Origin of the sequence: Paenibacillus sp. MMO-177 (assembly GCF_037147795.1) — a bacterium.
GTDB lineage: Bacteria > Bacillota > Bacilli > Paenibacillales > Paenibacillaceae > Pristimantibacillus.
Window position 1 is genome coordinate 1,089,329 of record NZ_JBBCUR010000001.1, and the last position, 16,797, is coordinate 1,106,125.

Annotated in this window: 17 protein-coding genes; 5 read left to right on the top strand and 12 right to left on the bottom strand. The window is 51.6% G+C overall.

Annotated features, from left to right (window positions below):
• Positions 1-176: 176 nt before the first annotated feature.
• Both WFK81_RS04845 and WFK81_RS04850 read right to left on the bottom strand, forming a co-directional pair.
• Positions 177-353 (bottom strand): DUF3934 family protein, encoded by a 177-nt coding sequence (locus tag WFK81_RS04845; protein WP_336785293.1) that lies wholly within the window; start codon positions 351-353, stop codon positions 177-179.
• Positions 354-419: 66 nt separating this feature from the next.
• On the bottom strand, positions 420-1,028 hold the full coding sequence (locus WFK81_RS04850) for a TetR/AcrR family transcriptional regulator (protein WP_336785294.1): 609 nt from the start codon (positions 1,026-1,028) through the stop codon (positions 420-422).
• Positions 1,029-1,184: 156 nt separating this feature from the next.
• Here WFK81_RS04850 and WFK81_RS04855 point away from each other — a divergent pair, with 156 nt between their 5' ends.
• From WFK81_RS04855 to WFK81_RS04865, 3 genes are all read left to right on the top strand, one after another.
• Entirely contained in the window at positions 1,185-2,105 is a 921-nt protein-coding gene (locus WFK81_RS04855) for an ABC transporter ATP-binding protein (protein WP_336785295.1), read from the top strand.
• Positions 2,102-2,914, top strand: a complete 813-nt coding sequence (locus tag WFK81_RS04860) for an ABC transporter permease subunit (protein WP_336785296.1) — start codon at positions 2,102-2,104, stop codon at positions 2,912-2,914. Before WFK81_RS04855 ends, WFK81_RS04860 begins: the two co-directional genes overlap by 4 nt.
• 742 nt (positions 2,915-3,656) lie before the next feature.
• The gene (locus WFK81_RS04865; protein WP_336785297.1) at positions 3,657-4,853 is read left to right on the top strand and encodes an IS4 family transposase; all 1,197 of its coding nucleotides are present in this window, start codon (positions 3,657-3,659) and stop codon (positions 4,851-4,853) included.
• Positions 4,854-5,196: 343 nt separating this feature from the next.
• Here WFK81_RS04865 and WFK81_RS04870 read toward each other — a convergent pair whose 3' ends face one another.
• The 4 genes from WFK81_RS04870 to speD form a co-directional block, all read right to left on the bottom strand.
• Positions 5,197-5,742: a hypothetical protein gene (locus WFK81_RS04870; protein WP_336785298.1), complete on the bottom strand. Its 546-nt coding sequence runs from the start codon at positions 5,740-5,742 to the stop codon at positions 5,197-5,199.
• On the bottom strand, positions 5,726-6,319 hold the full coding sequence (locus WFK81_RS04875) for an AAA family ATPase (RefSeq protein ID WP_336785299.1): 594 nt from the start codon (positions 6,317-6,319) through the stop codon (positions 5,726-5,728). The genes WFK81_RS04870 and WFK81_RS04875 overlap by 17 nt, the downstream gene beginning before the upstream one ends.
• Before the next feature lie 12 nt (positions 6,320-6,331).
• The gene (locus tag WFK81_RS04880) at positions 6,332-6,820 is read right to left on the bottom strand and encodes a CYTH domain-containing protein (protein WP_336785300.1); all 489 of its coding nucleotides are present in this window, start codon (positions 6,818-6,820) and stop codon (positions 6,332-6,334) included.
• A 138-nt stretch (positions 6,821-6,958) separates the two neighbouring features.
• Entirely contained in the window at positions 6,959-7,768 is an 810-nt protein-coding gene (speD, locus tag WFK81_RS04885; protein WP_336785491.1) for an adenosylmethionine decarboxylase, read from the bottom strand.
• Positions 7,769-7,924: 156 nt separating this feature from the next.
• Here speD and WFK81_RS04890 point away from each other — a divergent pair, with 156 nt between their 5' ends.
• A complete protein-coding gene (locus WFK81_RS04890; protein ID WP_336785301.1) occupies positions 7,925-8,137 on the top strand; it encodes a hypothetical protein in 213 nt (70 codons plus the stop codon).
• 65 nt (positions 8,138-8,202) lie between these two features.
• On the opposite strand, the gene WFK81_RS04895 is transcribed toward WFK81_RS04890, so the two are convergent.
• The 4 genes from WFK81_RS04895 to WFK81_RS04910 all read right to left on the bottom strand — a co-directional run bounded on the left by WFK81_RS04895 (position 8,203) and on the right by WFK81_RS04910 (position 13,860).
• Positions 8,203-8,574 carry a DUF779 domain-containing protein gene (locus WFK81_RS04895; protein WP_336785302.1) on the bottom strand — a complete coding sequence of 124 codons (372 nt, stop codon included), beginning with the start codon at positions 8,572-8,574 and terminating at the stop codon, positions 8,203-8,205.
• 2 nt (positions 8,575-8,576) lie between these two features.
• Positions 8,577-10,097 carry an aldehyde dehydrogenase gene (adh, locus tag WFK81_RS04900; RefSeq protein WP_336785303.1) on the bottom strand — a complete coding sequence of 507 codons (1,521 nt, stop codon included), beginning with the start codon at positions 10,095-10,097 and terminating at the stop codon, positions 8,577-8,579.
• A gap of 186 nt (positions 10,098-10,283) precedes the next feature.
• Entirely contained in the window at positions 10,284-12,164 is a 1,881-nt protein-coding gene (gene htpG, locus WFK81_RS04905) for a molecular chaperone HtpG (RefSeq protein ID WP_336785304.1), read from the bottom strand.
• Between the two features lie 319 nt (positions 12,165-12,483).
• Complete coding sequence (locus WFK81_RS04910; protein WP_336785305.1) at positions 12,484-13,860, bottom strand: MATE family efflux transporter; 1,377 nt, start codon at positions 13,858-13,860, stop codon at positions 12,484-12,486.
• A gap of 175 nt (positions 13,861-14,035) precedes the next feature.
• On the opposite strand from WFK81_RS04910, the gene WFK81_RS04915 reads away from it, so the two are divergent.
• Positions 14,036-14,911 carry an AraC family transcriptional regulator gene (locus tag WFK81_RS04915; protein ID WP_336785306.1) on the top strand — a complete coding sequence of 292 codons (876 nt, stop codon included), beginning with the start codon at positions 14,036-14,038 and terminating at the stop codon, positions 14,909-14,911.
• A 107-nt stretch (positions 14,912-15,018) separates the two neighbouring features.
• Here the strand turns inward: WFK81_RS04915 and WFK81_RS04920 are convergent, their stop codons facing one another.
• Positions 15,019-15,708, bottom strand: coding sequence for a glycosyltransferase family 2 protein (locus WFK81_RS04920; protein WP_336785307.1), 690 nt, complete (start codon positions 15,706-15,708; stop codon positions 15,019-15,021).
• Position 15,709: 1 nt separating this feature from the next.
• Positions 15,710-16,741: a glycosyltransferase family 4 protein gene (locus tag WFK81_RS04925; RefSeq protein WP_336785308.1), complete on the bottom strand. Its 1,032-nt coding sequence runs from the start codon at positions 16,739-16,741 to the stop codon at positions 15,710-15,712.
• Between the last annotated feature and the right edge of the window lie 56 nt (positions 16,742-16,797).

A 16,797-nucleotide genomic window follows, 5' to 3' on the forward strand; every position in this document is an offset into this window, starting at 1 on the left:
ATCCGCGAATACACGAATGGCTGTAATTCGATCGGTTCTCTACGCCAGCATTACCTGGTTCAGATTAACGGTCAGGCAAACAAGTTGCCTATCTCAGCCGGACTTTATCCAGCACCCGCACGCATTATGCAATTACACTCACTATAACGGATCTGTGAATATTAGGCAATAACCTATTATTCTTCGCTGCCCGGATTATTCGCTCCGCCGGCTTCTTCCTTCTTGCCTGCTCCGGCCTTCGGCCCTTTGCTGAATACCCGCTTCGCGCTCTTCTTCTTGGCTGCCTTATCCCAGCGGCTCCAGCCCTTCTTGCCGGTTCCTTGTCCGATGCCGCTCTTTTTTGCTTTCGTCAATCGATACCGCTCCCTTGTCTTCTAATACGGTGTATTGTACCAATAGCGGGGCGGTAATAGCAATGTTTAAGCTGAGGCGTCCGGCTCAATCCCGCAAACGCCATAAAAGAACAAGTGAAGAAACTCCTCGAAAAACTGCTCGCCCTTCCCGCTTTGCTGCGCCTCTTCCAGCAGCTTGTGGGATTGCGCCACAAACATGTTCACATAGGTCAAAATCATCTGCGTCGATACCTTGCCCGAGATTTGTCCCTTCTGCTTGCACTCCTCGATAAAAGCATGCATAAGCGGCATAGCCCTCTGCTGCGTCACCTCGTCGATATAGTTGGCAAACGCCGGATCTCCGCTCATCATCTGTTGAATGAAGGCCGGCGTGAAGCGGCGGAACGCTTCCGTATCGGCCTTCACCACATACTCCACGAACTGCTGAAAGCTAGGACCGCGGCTCATGAACACTTCGAAATCGTCAACATGCTCCGTGACATAATGCTTGAAGACTTCGCGGATAAGCTCCTCCTTGCTGCCAAAATAGTTATAGATCGTCACCTGCGACACCCCTGCCTCGGCAGCGATATCGGCAATGCGGATATGTTTAGGCTCACAGGTCTGAAGCATCGCGAGAACAGCGTCTCTGATCTTTGCTTTAAGCTGCTCGGCTCTTTTTTCAAATCCGTTCATGTTACCCTCCGGCTCTCCAATAAATATGAACTAATGAAATTATAGCACATAAATATTTCATAACCCCATTGACTTCTCTTTTAGCCGAGCCTATCATAATGATGAAATATAAGACTAATAAAATTTCATAATTTTTCGAAAGAAGGTGCGGTCAGCATGCTGGTCGTAGACGGTTTGACGAAGCTTTTTCCGGGCGGCAAAGGGATTACCGATGTATCCTTTACCGTGGAGCAAGGGGAGGTATTTGGCTTTCTTGGCCCTAACGGCGCCGGAAAATCCACAACGATCCGCCATATTATGGGCTTCATGAAGCCCGACCGCGGAAGCGCGTCGATTAAAGGGCTGGATACATGGAAGCAGCAAGGGATCGTGCAAAGGCTGGTCGGCTATTTGCCGGGGGAGATCTCTTTTATCGAAGGCATGAACGGCAAGGAATTTCTGGAGTTTCTGGCCCGCATGCAGCGCGTGGACAGCACGGCGCGGCGCATGGAGCTGATCGAGCGGCTTCAGTTCGACGTCTCTACCCCGATCCGCAAAATGTCCAAAGGGATGAAGCAAAAGGTCGGCATCGTTGCGGCTTTTATGCATAGACCGGAGCTGATTATTCTGGATGAGCCGACTTCAGGCCTCGATCCGCTCATGCAGCAGCTGTTCATCGAGCTTGTGCTGGAGGAGAAAGCCCGCGGCACCACCTTCCTCATGTCCTCCCACAGCTTCCCTGAGATTGAGCGGACCTGCGACCGCGCCGCTATTATAAAAGATGGCGTTATCGTTGCTACCAATAACATTCACCAGCTGCAGTCGATGCAGCGGAAGCTGATTGCGATCGTGTTCGAGCATCCGGAGGATGCCGAGGCTTTCGCGCAGAGCGGCCGCGTGCCGGTGGAGTCCCATGACGGAAGACGAGTCACTGCAGCTGTGCAAGGCAATTATAACGAGCTGATTCATGAAGCCGCGAAATATAAGGTGCGCAGCCTCGACATTACGGCGCAAAATCTCGAGGACGTCTTTATGCAGTACTATGACCGGAAGAACGAAAAGGACAAAAAGGACGGAAAGGAGGAAGCTGCTTTATGAACTTTCCCCTGTTCAAGCAAATGATGAAAATTCACGTAAAAGGCATGAGCAATTATGCGTTTGGCTCAGCCTTCTACATTCTGCTTATGTTCTGGCTGTATCCCGGCATTGCCGAGAATACCGGCTCTTTAAATGAGCTGATTAAATCCATGCCTGAAGGCGTTGTTAACGCCTTTAATATTCAAGGCGGCTTCGGCAGCATGGAAGCCTTCATCTCCGGCGAATATTACGGGCTTATCCTTCCTCTCTTGCTCTCGATCTTCAGCATCATGCTGTCGACCGGCCTGATGGCCCGCATGGTGGACCAGGGCTCGATGTCTTATCTGTTGTCCACGCCAACGACCCGCCGGCAGGTTGCCTTAACCCAGGCAGGCGTGCTGTCCACGGGACTTCTCATTATCATGCTGGTTACAACAGGTGCCGGGTTATTGGGGTATGTGTGGTTCATCGGAGATAAATTCGAGTTTAACGGCGGGCGGTACATCGAGATGAATATCGTCGCCTGGATGCTGTTTATAGCGGCAAGCGGCATTGCCTTCCTAATCTCTTCCGTCATGAATGATGAGAAAAAGGCACTTGGCACCTCCGGATTTATTGTGATCGGCATGTTCGCCCTCGATATGCTTGGCAAAATCAGCGACAGCGTGGAATGGCTCCGTTACATCTCGATCTTCGCGCTGTACCGGCCCAGCGACATTGCCGCAGGCAGCGGCGACCCGCTGCTCTCTTCGCTGGTGCTGCTCGCGATCGGCCTTGCGTGCTTTGCCGCAGGTGTTATCGCCTTCAGCAGGCGGGATCTGCCGCTGTAATGGCGGCGGTAGTTGTAGCCGCGGACCGGTGGGGCAAGGCTCGGGGCTTGCCATCGGTGCAGCGTCCGGCCACCGGACATAGGGATGGCATAAGCGATGGGATGCCATCCCGCCTGCGGCACGCAACCTGGAGCGCCGCACTCGCTTGCGTACCTTCCCGTCAGTTGCGCCGTTAAGGTCCCTTAGGGACTTTAACGGCTTTCTTTTTGTCTTAGTAAGGAAGCTTAAGGTCCCTCAGGGACCTTAAGTGCGAAAACATTGGCGTTTTTCTTGCCAATTCAAGCATATCGATTGTCTTTAGAGTCCCTAAGGGACCTTATGGACTTCAATTTTCACCTTAGGGAGCCGATTAAGATCCCTGAGGGACCTTATCATGTTGGATCTCCAACACACTCTTAGGCCACCTAACCTTCAACACCGTCGGTATCCCACTAAATCTAAGCAAATAAGACCCTCACAGGGTCTTATGATTACTACTATTACTCTGCTTTCGCCCAATAAGACCCTGCCAGGGTCTTATCCCAACGCCGCACACCCGCAACATGTACATATCCAGCCTAATCTAAGCAAATAAGACCCTCACAGGCACTAGCCTTGCATCAAACCTAACACGAGAAAAAAACTAACTAAAAGTTACTTAAAATGTAAATATATATTTAATTTTCATGGTCATTACGTAAAAAAGCTCCTATTCTTGAGATAGACGCGTTACCCATCTACTCTCCAGAAAAGGAGCTCACCCATGGGTAACATACACAATTTATCTGTTATTCGTCAATGTTTTTCCTATTTATCCGACCATGATGTCCGCTTTCCAATTGCGGATTATCGCGTGCATAAGCTAACGACCATGCAGTGCGCCAAATTAATCATTGCTTCACAATTAGCTCACTGGGGTTCGTTTGATCAAATTTCGAGGGCATTAAGGATGAGCAACACGCTTCAAAAAGACCTTAATCTCCCGTCTATCAGTGCTTCACAAATCTCCAGGAAACTGCGCACCATCCCAACAGAAAATCTAGAGCCGGTATTCTTGAATCTAATTGCTAAAGTAAAGCAAACTTTAGCGTCTACCTCGTCCAGCAAAAAGCTTCGGATCATTGACTCGACATCCATTAATCTTCCTGCCGGGTTGGCCAAATGGGCTTATGTGAATCCTAAGCAAACGCATATCAAGCTTCATATGCGCGTGCTTGTTGTCCCGGACATTCAAGCCATTCCGGAAAGCATGATCCCAACCACAGGAAATGTCACGGACTATGAAACGGTGAACCAATTGATCGAGGATAAGGAAACGATTTATGTGATGGATCGTGGTTATGTGAAGTATGCATTTTTCGATCAGTGGTTAGAAAATGAAATTCGGTTTGTTGTTCGTATTAACGAAAAACATGCGGTTCTACGAGTAGAACAAGAACGTGAAGTCCCTACAAATACGGTAATTGTTCGTGATGCCATTGTTCAACTTGGCAGTGCCTATACACAGACTGAACGAACCCTGCGTCTCGTCGAGTTTCTGGATCAGGAGGGACGATGTTATCGCGTCGTTACCTCCTGCTATGATCTGAGTGCCCTGGAAGTAGCTGAAATTTACAAGCAACGCTGGATGATTGAACTATTTTTTAAGTGGATAAAGCAGCATTTGAGAATTGTAAAGGTTTATAGCCACGAACCTCAAGGAGTCTGGAACCAAATTTATTTAGCACTCATCGCTTATGCCATAGCTTTGCTGATTCAACAGGCAAGTGGCACACGATTAACACATTGGCAGGTTCTTCAGACGGTTAGATGCAGTTGGGATAAACCGTTCTCCTTGATGCAAAAGGAACTGCGCCGCAAAGCGCTACGCTCTTCGCGGGGAAGACAAAAATCTGATCGGCCGCCCAAATCAGTACACATTCCGACTGTAGGTGTCATGAAACATTTAAAACTCACTTAATTTAATATCCATAAAATGGATAACGCGTCAAATTGGTTGCAGGTTCTTCTTTTTTCAGATTATCTAAAAAAAACATCTGTAAAATTTTAGAAGCCGTTCATTTTGCCGGCCATGTCATCATTGATGCAAGGCTAGTGCCTCACAGGGTCTTATGATCACTAATATTACTCTGCTTTCGCTCAATAAGACCCTGCCAGGGTCTTATCCCACTGCCGCACGCCCGCAATACATACTTTCCCCGACTCACCTAAGCAAATAAGACCCTCACAGGGTCTTATGATCACTAATATTACTCTGCTTTCGCCTGATAAGACCCTGCCAGGGTCTTATCCCAACGCTTCCTTTACAGCCGTTCCAGCGCCTCAAGAGTAAGCAGCATATGCTCAATCAGCTCGGGCAAATCATTCATTTGTCCCTCGTCGATGCGGCGGTTGAAGCGCAGCTCCACCGCGTTCTTATACACCGTCTCGCCCCCGCCCTCGCTTCCGTATACGAAGCTTAGCGTCTGGGTAAGCGAGACCTCCGACCCCCACAGCTCCCTCACGGCCGTTTGAATTCGCGGGCACAACGATTCCGCATCCAGCATGGCCAGATGGAACAGCAAACGGAGACTGCAGCCCGGCGGCTCGCCTTCCTGCAGCTCCAGCAGCTCCGTGGCCAGGTCGCGGAGCGTGGTGTCCAGCCGGATTTCGCCGATGATCCGCTTCTGCCGGTCACTGCCGGCCAGCACGAATTGCAGGGCGAACTCGCGCCCCATCACCGCCATATCCAGACGGTCCACGCGGTTAACGACCCGGATCCGTTCGTCCAGGTTGTCCAGATCGTACAGCTGATTTTCCAGGGCGACCTTCAAATTATCAAAAATGGTCGGGTCAAATAACATCGCCATACACGAAACCCTCCAGCCGTTCCAACGCCGCTTCGTCAAACGGATGCGAATTGTCGTAATACAAAACCGACGAATCCGGCAGCTCCCACGCAAGCGTTCTGCGCCCGAGCGAACGAGCGAAGGAATCCCAATGCTCCAGCTTATATTGATCCATCGCAAGCCCGCGCTCCTCGATCCGGCTGTAATGCATATCCTCATCCTGCAAGTAGACCACAACCGCCTTCACATCGACATCGTCGAGAGAAGCGCCCGCCGAAGCCAGCTCCTTAACGATCCAGAACGGGTCGCTGATCTCCTTGGTAAACGGCCCGATGACGAAAGCATCCGTGCCAACGCCGATATTTTCCAGCGCGGCATCCATCGTAATCCGATAGCCGAGATCCCGGCACAGCTTCTTATATTCTTCCGAATCGCGGTCATTCGGGTCCAGTCCGGCTACCGTCATAATCTGTACGGCTGCAGGCCTCAGCATCGTGTCCATATCAAATACCGCCGCCCCGCGCTTTTTGGCAAGCGCCTTGGCCAGCGTAGTTTTCCCAGCTCCCGCACCGCCGACGAAAAACACAAGCTTTCGCATGACTTCCGCCCCCTACTTCCGCTGCAGCTGCTTCCAGACGGTCTTGTTGCTGTATTCCTTTGAGCTGCTGATGTCCTGTCCGAACCAGTCCGGCGCGACAAACGTATGAGCGGCTTCTTCGGAATCGAATTCGACCTCCAGCACGGTCAGCTGAATCTGGTCGTAAATATCGACTTCGATTCCAACGCCGTTCCATTCCGCCGTAATCCGGTTTTTCGTCAGGGCAACGGCGCCAAACGCCTTCACGACCTGCTCGTACAACCCCTCGTTGATCTCATACTCAATCTCCTCGCGTTTCAGCCCAAAGCCCTGCTTAAACGTATGCGTATAGGTAACTTTTCCGCTGTCCACATCCGTAATCCGGCGGACGCGAAGCTCCTGGTCGGCATCCAGCGCCAGATAAGTCTGCTCAATCCGCTGCTCCGAGCGTACCCGAATCAGGCCCTCCAGCTGCTCATACGGTACGGCCAGCAAAAATTTGCGTTCGATCTCTAATGCCATAAATCGTTCTCCCCCATAAACATGAATTTGCTTAATCATATCACAAGACGATTTCGCCATCTATTAGTGGCAGAGAGCGTTTCATGACCCTTGGGACGCGCCAAAAAACCGGGAGATGCCTCATCCCCCGGTCCAGCCTCATTTAATATTTTTCCCGTAAAAGATCTCGTACATCTCGTCCTTCAGACGCTCCGTAATTTCCTTCTGCTCGTCTATGCTCAGCTTGTCCTTCGTATAGCCAAACAGGTAGTTATTGAGATCGAATTCACGCAGCTTGCATTTGGTGTGAAAAATATTTTCTTGATAGACGTTTACGTCAATCATGTCGTATTGGTCGATCACTTCGTCCGGAATGTAATTCTGGATCGAATTGATATCGTGGTCGATAAACAGCTTGTTGCCGTTAATATCCCTTGTAAAGCCCCGAACCCGGTAATCGATCGTCATAATGTCGGTATCAAACGAATGTATCAAATAATTTAACGCCTTAAGCGGCGAAATCTCTCCGCAGGTAGCCACGTCGATATCGGCGCGGAACGTGCTGATCCCTTCGCTCGGATGATATTCGGGGTACGTATGAACGGTAATATGGCTCTTGTCCAGCTGCAGCACCACATTGTCCGGAAGCGGACCCGGCGACTCGTCAAACGTCGATTCGGTCGGCACCTCCACGATTGGCCCTTCCGAGACGAGGATCGTAACGCTGGCACCTTGGGGTACGTAATCCTGCTTGGCAATGTTCAGGACATGCGCGCCGATGATGTCGGCAACCTGCTTCAATATTTTCGTCAGCCGGTCGGAATTGTACTGCTCGTCAATGTATTCGATGTAAGCTTCGCGTTCTTCCTTCGTCTTCGTATAACAGATATCGTACATATTGAAGCTGAGCGATTTCGTCAAATTGTTAAAACCATGCAGCGTAATCCGCTGCTCGGGCGTAAACTTCACCTTAAATCCCCCCGTTCCTAACTCTTCCACTACTATTACCCATTTTTCCGGGGCTGATTCAAATTATGGCAATAATCTCATGAGGAAGGCAGGTGCGAGATAAGCCGTTTATGGTATACTGCTTCAATAAAGAATTGCATTGGAGGGCCAGCAATCATGAAAATTTACGTCGTTGTCTCGTTCACGGAGGACGGGATGGAAAATGTATACGTCGGCGATGACCAGGAAAAAGTACAGTCGCTGAACCCGGAGGATTTCGAGAACTGTGATGCGCTGTTCGTCGAGATTTGGGAAGACGGCGAGAAGACCGACGAATACCGCGTCGGCTCGTACGAAGATGACGAGGAAGACACGGAACTCGAGAACTGATCGCTCACAAAAAAAAACGGTCCTCGCGATGCCTGAATTAAGGCGAAGCGGAGACCGTTTTTATTTTACAGCAAACCTAAACTTCGCAATTCATCGGCGGTAAAGACGCGGGATCTCGTCAGGAATCGCAATCCCTCCGGTCCTTCCAGCGAGAACATCCCTCCACGTCCGGGAACAACGTCGATAATTAGCTGCGTGTTTTTCCAATAGTCGTATTGCGCCTTGGTCATATAAAACGGCGCGCCGCCAATCTCGCCAAGCAACACGTCCTGTTCGCCAATCAGGAATTCGCCCAGCGGGAAGCACATCGGCGAGCTGCCGTCGCAGCATCCGCCCGATTGATGGAACATGACGTCGCCATGCTTAGCCCGGAGCCGTCCGATCAGCTCAAGCGCGCTTTCCGTGGCAAGCACCTTAAGCACGGTTTCCGCGGCCATAATTAGAAGAAGCCTAACGCATCAGGGTTGTAGCTGACGAGCAGGTTTTTCGTCTGCTGGTAATGCGAGAGCATCATTTTGTGGTTCTCGCGGCCAACGCCGGACATTTTGTAGCCGCCAAACGCCGCATGCGCGGGGTAAGCATGGTAGCAGTTCGTCCACACGCGCCCGGCCTCGATCTGGCGTCCCATCCGGAACGCTGCGTTGATGTCCCTCGTCCATACGCCGGCACCCAGTCCGTACAGCGTATCGTTGGCTATGGCCAGCGCTTCCTCCGGCGTGCTGAAGGTCGTGACGGCAACAACCGGCCCAAAGATCTCCTCTTGGAAAATACGCATGCCGTTATTGCCGCGAAGCACGGTCGGCTGAATATAGTAGCCCTGCGAAATATCGCCTTCGATAGCCGCGCGGCCTCCGCCAATCAGGCATTCGGCGCCTTCCTGGCGGCCGATGTCGATATAGCTTAGGATTTTCTCCATTTGCTCGGTGGACACCTGGGCTCCGATCATCGTATCCGTGTCGAGCGGATTTCCTTGGCGGATCGAGGCTACCCGCCGCAGCGCCTTCTCCATAAAGCTGTCGTAGATCGACTCCTGGATCAGCGCGCGGGACGGACAGGTACACACTTCCCCCTGATTCAGCGCAAACAGCGTAAAGCCTTCCAGCGCCTTGTCGAACAACGCATCATCCTTCGCCATAATGTCCTCGAAGAAAATGTTTGGCGATTTGCCGCCAAGCTCAAGCGTTACCGGAATGAGATTTTGCGAGGCATACTGCATGATGAGGCGGCCGGTTGTCGTCTCGCCCGTGAAGGCAATTTTCGCAATCCGGTTGCTTGAGGCAAGCGGCTTGCCCGCTTCCAGCCCAAAGCCGTTAACGATGTTAACAACGCCGGCAGGCAGCAGATCCTCGATCAGCTCCATCAGCACGCAGATCGAAGCCGGCGTCTGCTCCGCGGGCTTCAGGACAACGCAGTTGCCCGCAGCCAGCGCCGGAGCAAGCTTCCACGTCGCCATCAGCAGCGGGAAGTTCCAAGGGATGATCTGGCCAACAACGCCAAGCGGCTCGTGATAATGGTAAGCAACCGTGTCGTTGTCGAGCTGGCTGAGCGAGCCCTCCTGCGCGCGGATGCAGCCGGCGAAATACCGGAAATGATCGATTGCGAGCGGCAGGTCGGCTGCCAGACATTCGCGGATCGGCTTGCCGTTATCCCAGGTCTCGGCAACGGCGAGCGTCTCCAGATTGCTCTCGATCCGGTCGGCAATCCGGTTCAGGATATTCGCGCGCTCCGCCGCGGAGGTCCGTCCCCAGGCGGCTTTTGCCGCATGCGCCGCGTCCAGCGCAAGCTCAATATCCTCCGATGTGGAACGGGCTACTTCGCAGAAGGCCGCGTTGTTCACGGGAGAAACATTTTCGAAATATTGGCCTTGCGTTGGCGGCGTCCAGCGGCCACCTATGTAATTCTCGTACCGTTTCTTGAACGTAATCTTCGAATCCTGCTTACCCGGCTCAGCGTAAATCATGGGCTAACCATCTCCTTTTCGAAAAGTAGCTTGCTAGCGTTATTGATAGATTCCGACGCGCGGTTTCACGAAAACGCTACCATAGTGATACAAGCATATGCATGGCAGGTTGATGGTAGAACGGACGCAAAAAAAGCCGGTCCCCCTGCGGGGCCGGCTTTAATTGCAGTCTGCCGAGACAGACGTTTACAGCATGATTTTGCAAATATCGTTCGTGAACTGAACCGGATCCTGCACCGTCAAGCCTTCGATCAGAAGAGCCTGGTTGAACAGCAGGCTGGTATACAGGCTCAGCTTTGTTTTATCGGTTGCGTAAGCATCCTTCAGCGCCTTGAACACGTCATGGTTCACGTTGATTTCCAGCACCTTGCTTGCTTTCACGTCTTGGCCGTTAGGCATCGCCTTCAGCACCTTCTCCATCTCGATCGTCACTTCGCCTTCGGAGGACAGGCAGACCGGATGGGATTTAAGGCGCTTCGAAGCTTTTACGCCCGTAACATTGTCGCCAAGAATCTCTTTCATGGCCGCGAACAGATCCTTGTTGTCGTTCGCTTCTTCTTCGGTTTGCTTTTCCGCTTCGTCGGCTTCGATGCCAAGATCGCCGCTGGACACGTTTTTGAACGACTTGTCTTTGTACGTGCCAATCATCTTGATCGCGAATTCGTCGATATCGTCGGTGAAGTAGAGCAGCTCATAGCCTTTGTCCGTTACGATCTCGGCTTGAGGCAGCTTCTCGAGACGTTCGATCGACTCGCCCGACGCGTAGTAGATATACTTCTGGTCTTCCGGCATGCGGGATACGTATTCCTCCAGCGTAACCTGCTTCTTCTCCTTCGAGGAGTAGAACAGAAGCAGATCCTGCAAGGTATCCTTGTTCGCGCCGTAATCGTTGTACACGCCAAACTTCAGCTGACGGCCAAACGCCTTATAGAAGCCTACGTACTTCTCGCGTTCTTCTTTAAGCAGGCTTTGCAGCGTGCTTTTGATTTTGTTCTTGATGTTTTTCGCGATCAGCTGCAATTGACGGTCATGCTGCAGCAGTTCCCGGGAAATGTTCAGCGACAGATCCTCGGAGTCGACCATCCCTTTCACGAAGCTGAAATAGTCCGGCAGCAGGTCCGCGCATTTGTCCATAATGAGGACGCCGTTCGAGTAGAGCTCCAGGCCTTTTTCGAATTCCTTCGTGTAATAGTCAAAAGGCGTATTTTCCGGGATAAAAAGAATCGCATTGTAGACTACCGCGCCGTCCGCGCTGATATGAAGATGCTTCAGCGGCTTGTCGAAGCCGTAACGCTTCTCGAAATAGAAGTTGTCGTAGTCTTCCTGCGTCAGCTCGTTTTTGTTTTTGCGCCAGATCGGAACCATGCTGTTGATCGTTTGTTCCTCTTGGTATTCCTCGAACTCGCCTTCGCTGCCTTCTTTCGGACGCTGGCCCTTTACATCCATCTTGATCGGATAACGGATAAAGTCCGAGTACTTCTTAATGATCGATCTCAAGCGGTACTCTTCGAGGAATTCGTCGTAATTGTCGTCCTCGGTGTTAGGCTTGATCGTCATGATGATGTCGGTGCCCACATCCGCTTTGTCCGCAGGAGTAATCGTGTAGCCGTCAGCGCCTTCCGACTCCCATTTGAATGCCTTATCCGCGCCAAGCGCTCGGCTGATAACCTCAACCTTGTCCGCCACCATAAACGCGGAGTAGAAGCCCACGCCGAATTGGCCGATAATGTTGTGGCCGTCCTTCGCTTCGTTCTCTTTCTTGAACGCCAGCGAGCCGCTCTTCGCAATAACGCCAAGGTTGTTTTCCAGCTCCTCTTGCGTCATGCCGATACCCGTATCCGAGAGAATCAGCTTCCGGTTATCCTTATCCACCGTTACTTTTATATAATAGCTCTCTTTGTTAAATACCAGCTGGTCGTCCGTCAGTGCTTTGTAGTAGATTTTATCGATCGCATCGCTGGCATTCGAGATAAGCTCTCTCAAGAAAATTTCGCGCTGCGTATAAATGGAGTTGATCATCATCTCCAGCAGCCGTTTCGATTCCGCTTTGAACTGTTGCTTTTCCATTCGTGTGATGTTCTCCTTCCAATATCATGTGATTACGTTAGCACTCTCTATATTAGAGTGCTAAACCTTGCTTTTACTATATAATATGGAGATTTTGGGTGTCAACCGGATATCGGGGGTGAATGCGCATTTCGTGTGCCTAAAGGATCTGTTCAGGAGCATGCGCGCCTATTTTGCTGGAGTGAATCCAACGTAGCCTCACTTACCGATCAATTTCGGTTTTTTTTATTGGACATTTTTCAACGTAACGTAGCGCATACGCCAAGGCATTTTCGCCTCACACAGAAAAAGCCACTCCTTCAAGAGTGGCTTCCTTAATCTAGTTCATACCAACCGTTTGCACCACAGACGCAGACCCCCCTTGCTGCCTAGGCAGCTTGCGGCGTCGGATCCAGCGCGTGCCAACGAGGATGGCGCGGAACAGTTCGTCTAGCAGCAGGCCAATGAGTGCCCCCATTATGCCCATATCGAGCAGCACGCCAAACACGTAAGCGCCGCCAGTCGCGAAGATCCACATGCCCAGCATGCTGCTCATGGCGACAAACTTGGCTTCGCCAATCGCCGTCAGGGACTGGATGAAGGAATACGTCCATGTCCGCATCGGCTGCCAAATCATGCACCAGAAGAACAGGGGCAGCAGGATGCCGGTTATCTCTTGATCCGACGTAAACCAGCCGATCGTTGCATGTCCAAAAGCGTACAGCAGCACGGCCAGCGCAAAGGTTGGCACCATCCCAATCATGGCGGCGCGGTACGGAGCCCGGTAGACCTCGTCATACCTTTTCCCGCCGTACAGCTGACCGCACTGAATCTGGACGGCCATGCCGATCGAATTGCCGATCAGCCAGGGCAGCTGCTGAATAATGTTGAAGTAGGAGAAGGCAGCCAGCTGCGCCGCCCCCATGGATGACACAATCGCCAGCGTTACAATCTGCGAATATCCCCAGGACGCCGCATTTCCCAGGTTCGGAAGACCGATGCCAACCATCTCCCTAAGCAGCGGACGGTCAAACCCGCGCCAGTCGCTCCGCTGGAACGGGCTTGGGAATGAGCGAAGCAAGAGCCATACTCCCACAGCGCACGCAAGCAAACGGCTGATTATCGTCGAGATGCCAATCCCCTCGATCCCCATCTGCGGGAAGCCAAACTCGCCAAATATAAACAGATAGTTCAGCAGCACGTGAACCACGTTCATTCCGATAGCAATCATCATCGGCCCGCGCGTATTGCCGGTGTTACGAATCATCACGGTCAGCATCATATTAAGCTCCGTCAAGAGAGAGCAGCCGCCGATAAAGGACATATAAGTGGTCGCCTGCGGCACCACTTCGGCAGGCGTCCCCATTAACCGGACAATGGTTCCCGAGCCAAAAGCGAACAGCAGACTAATCAGAACCCCGCCAATAAGCCCGACTTTAATAGCCATAGCCGCGGCACGCCTTGCCGTAGTCGGGTCGCCCGCTCCCCATCTGCGCGCAATAACGATACCCGCGCCGCCGTTAATAAGCACAAAGATCGTAAGCAGGGAACGCATCACCTGATTGGATACGCCCACAGCCGACACCGCATTATCCCCCAAGCGGCTTACCATCAGGGAATCAACGGTTCCCATTAGAAACTGTAAAATCAACTCGATAGCGATTGGCCACGCGAGCGCGTACAAAGAGATGGATCTGTCTGTTTTCATCTGAGCCATAGCTGCCGATACCCTCCCGGTCATTTAAACCAATTTTGCTCCAACAATCGATATCAACCGCAACGAGTAAATGTGATAACATTAACAAATATAGAACGTTCGCCGATTAATGTCTTAATGCTTCTTGTTGATTATTATCCCGATCTTGCTAATCTGATGACTGGAGGAAGCGCCTATGCGAAGTGACTTATGGGAAAATACCCTTATGACCGATCCGGCTCTGCCGATCAATGTGTTTCATCCGACCTTTGGAGTAGGCTGCTCCTTGCCCCTTCACTGGCATGAGCATTTCGAGCTAATCTACGTCGAAAGCGGCGAGGTGCTCTACACCATCGGGGGACAGCCGTTCCCGACCAAACCGGGAGACATGCTGTTCGTCAACAGCGGCGAGCTTCATTCCGCCGCTTCAATGAATCCGAACGAGTCTTTTACGATTTACGCGCTTGTGTTTAATCCATCCATACTAGGCCTGAAGGAGCCGCATATTGTCGATCTGGTCGCTCCTTATACGAACGGCATGTCCATGATCGCGAGCCGCATTGAACAGACGGATCCGTGGTACCCGCTGCTGAAGCAAACAACGCTGCAGCTAGCCGGGGAATTCGAGCAGAAGCCTCATGGCTATGAGCTTGCGGTCCGCTCCTACTGCCAACTGCTCTTCACCTGGCTTAGCCGGGAATTTACCGTCATGCAGCGCAGCGACGCCGAGATGAACGCATTCCGCGCGAGGACCGACCGGTTCAAGGAACTGCTCACCCGCCTGGAATCCGACGTGGCCGAACGGGTAACCGTCGAACAGGCAGCCTCATTTGTCCATATGAGCCCGTATCATTTCTGCCGCATGTTTAAGAAGATTACCGGCCAGACGTTTGTACAATACATGAATCTTAACCGCGTTAATAGAGCCGAATATTTGCTGAAAAACACCGCGATGAGCGTTACGGACATCGCCGCCGAGATCGGCTGCAGCAGCATTAACAGCTTCTCGAAGCTGTTCCGCCAACTGCGTGGCATCTCGCCGCGTGACCTTCGGAAGGGACAGACGGTATAAGATAAAAAAGAAGCAGACGGGGGTAACCGTCTGCTTCTTGCGCTGCCGCTATAAATCGCACTCCGCACTCCTGCCAAGCCGAAAATGACGGCTTATTCATGCCATCCTTAGTTTACGTAACGTCTGTAATCATTCGTCTTGCGAACAAGCTTGCAATGCGACATGTAGAGGCGCGTGCTTTTCTTTTGCGTATGACTGTTCGTATTCTTTCTCCTAATGCAAACATAGTGCCGCTTGGATAGGGAATAAATGCGATAGCCCCTTCGGATGCACCGCCCGACCCAGCCGGAATCCGAGCCGACCTTCTTGAACTCGGGAAACCTTACACGCCTCCAGACCGATTTCCGGAAGACCAGCGTGCCTCCCTTAATGTTGCGCGTGTATTTCTGCTCGCTCCCCTGGCGGAAAACCATCAGCGAACGGGCAGCCTCGAAGTAAAGGTAGGAGGTCGTTTTGCCCACGATGGAGGCTTTGCCGTTTTTGATTGCAAGGGCGGCTTCACTCAAAAATTTGGGCCCGTAGTAATCGTCATCGTCAAACTTGGCGATGAGGCCGTCTTGGGCCAGATTGATAGCGTAGTTTAGGCATTTGCCAAGCTTGTATTCCTCGGGAAGCTGGATCACTCTCACTTCGTTCTCCGGATACTTCCTTGCCCGCTCCCGATAGAGTTCGATATCCATTTTGTCGTTATTCAAAACGATAATCATTTGTTTGTCCTTCCAAAGCTGCCGGTCGTAATTCTCGAATACGTTATCGATGAATGAGGATCTCATGGTACACGCGATTACGGTGATCATGTTACTTGTCATCTCCATTCGGCGCAGCCGCAGCCAGAAGCTTGGCTTTACGTTGGTTCCATAATGTATTTTTTTTGATTTTGTACAATTTCTTATCGATGACTTTTTGGTACAAGCTTAGGAATTGATCCGTCATGATGCGGTCGGTGAAGCGGGTTCTGACATAACGTCTGCATGCGCTCGCCGAAGGCAGCCGTTTGCGGTATTTGACCTTCTTCGCCATGTCGGACGTCGTTCTGCATAAGAGCCGAGGCATTCCTTTGAGCACCTCGGCAACGCCGCCTTTCTTAAAGCCTAATACGGGTGTGCCGCTGGCCAGTGACTCAATGAGCACGAGTCCGAAGGGTTCATCCCAAATCGAAGTGAACAGGACGCAGCTTGCGTTGGCGAGCAGCTCGCGTTTGCGGTCTCCGCCGACGGGGCCGATATAACTGATTTTCCTTCCCAAATGAGGTTTGATCTTAGCATTGAAGTAGGCTTTGTCGTTCAGCGTGCCGGCAATGATGAGCGGCATGCCTGTTTTTTTGGCAACCTTAATGGCGAGGTGGACGCCTTTCTCCTCGATTAATCTTCCTAAGAAGAGCAGATAATTTTTTTTGTCTTTCGTGTAGGTGTAGTCCTCCATGCGGATGCCGTTATGGATGGCATAGCCTTTTCGTTTTCCATATTTACGGCGGATGAATTTGCTGACGTAAACCGGAAGCTGCACGTTTTCCTTGATTCCTTTGGAATGGGATTGGCGGATGGTCGGAATAGGCGGGTTCGCTTTCGCAACGATGCCGTAATGATCGTGTATGATATCCACGTCTGGCGGAAGGTTTTCAATAATAAAGTCGAGCTGCTTTATCGGATCATCCGAATCATACTCGAACGTTTGGGTCGCATTCGAAGTCGAGCCTTTCTTGGCAAACAGAAACACCTCATGCCCCCGGTTGACCAACTCTTCCGTTAAATAATGCACGTCGCGCTGCGTGCCCCCGTAATCCTTCGGAGGTACAGGAATCGTATTCGTCGATATTTGAGCGATTCTCAAATGTCTCTCAACTCCTTAGGTCAAATCTTCCCACAGGCATTCTTTTTAGGATATGA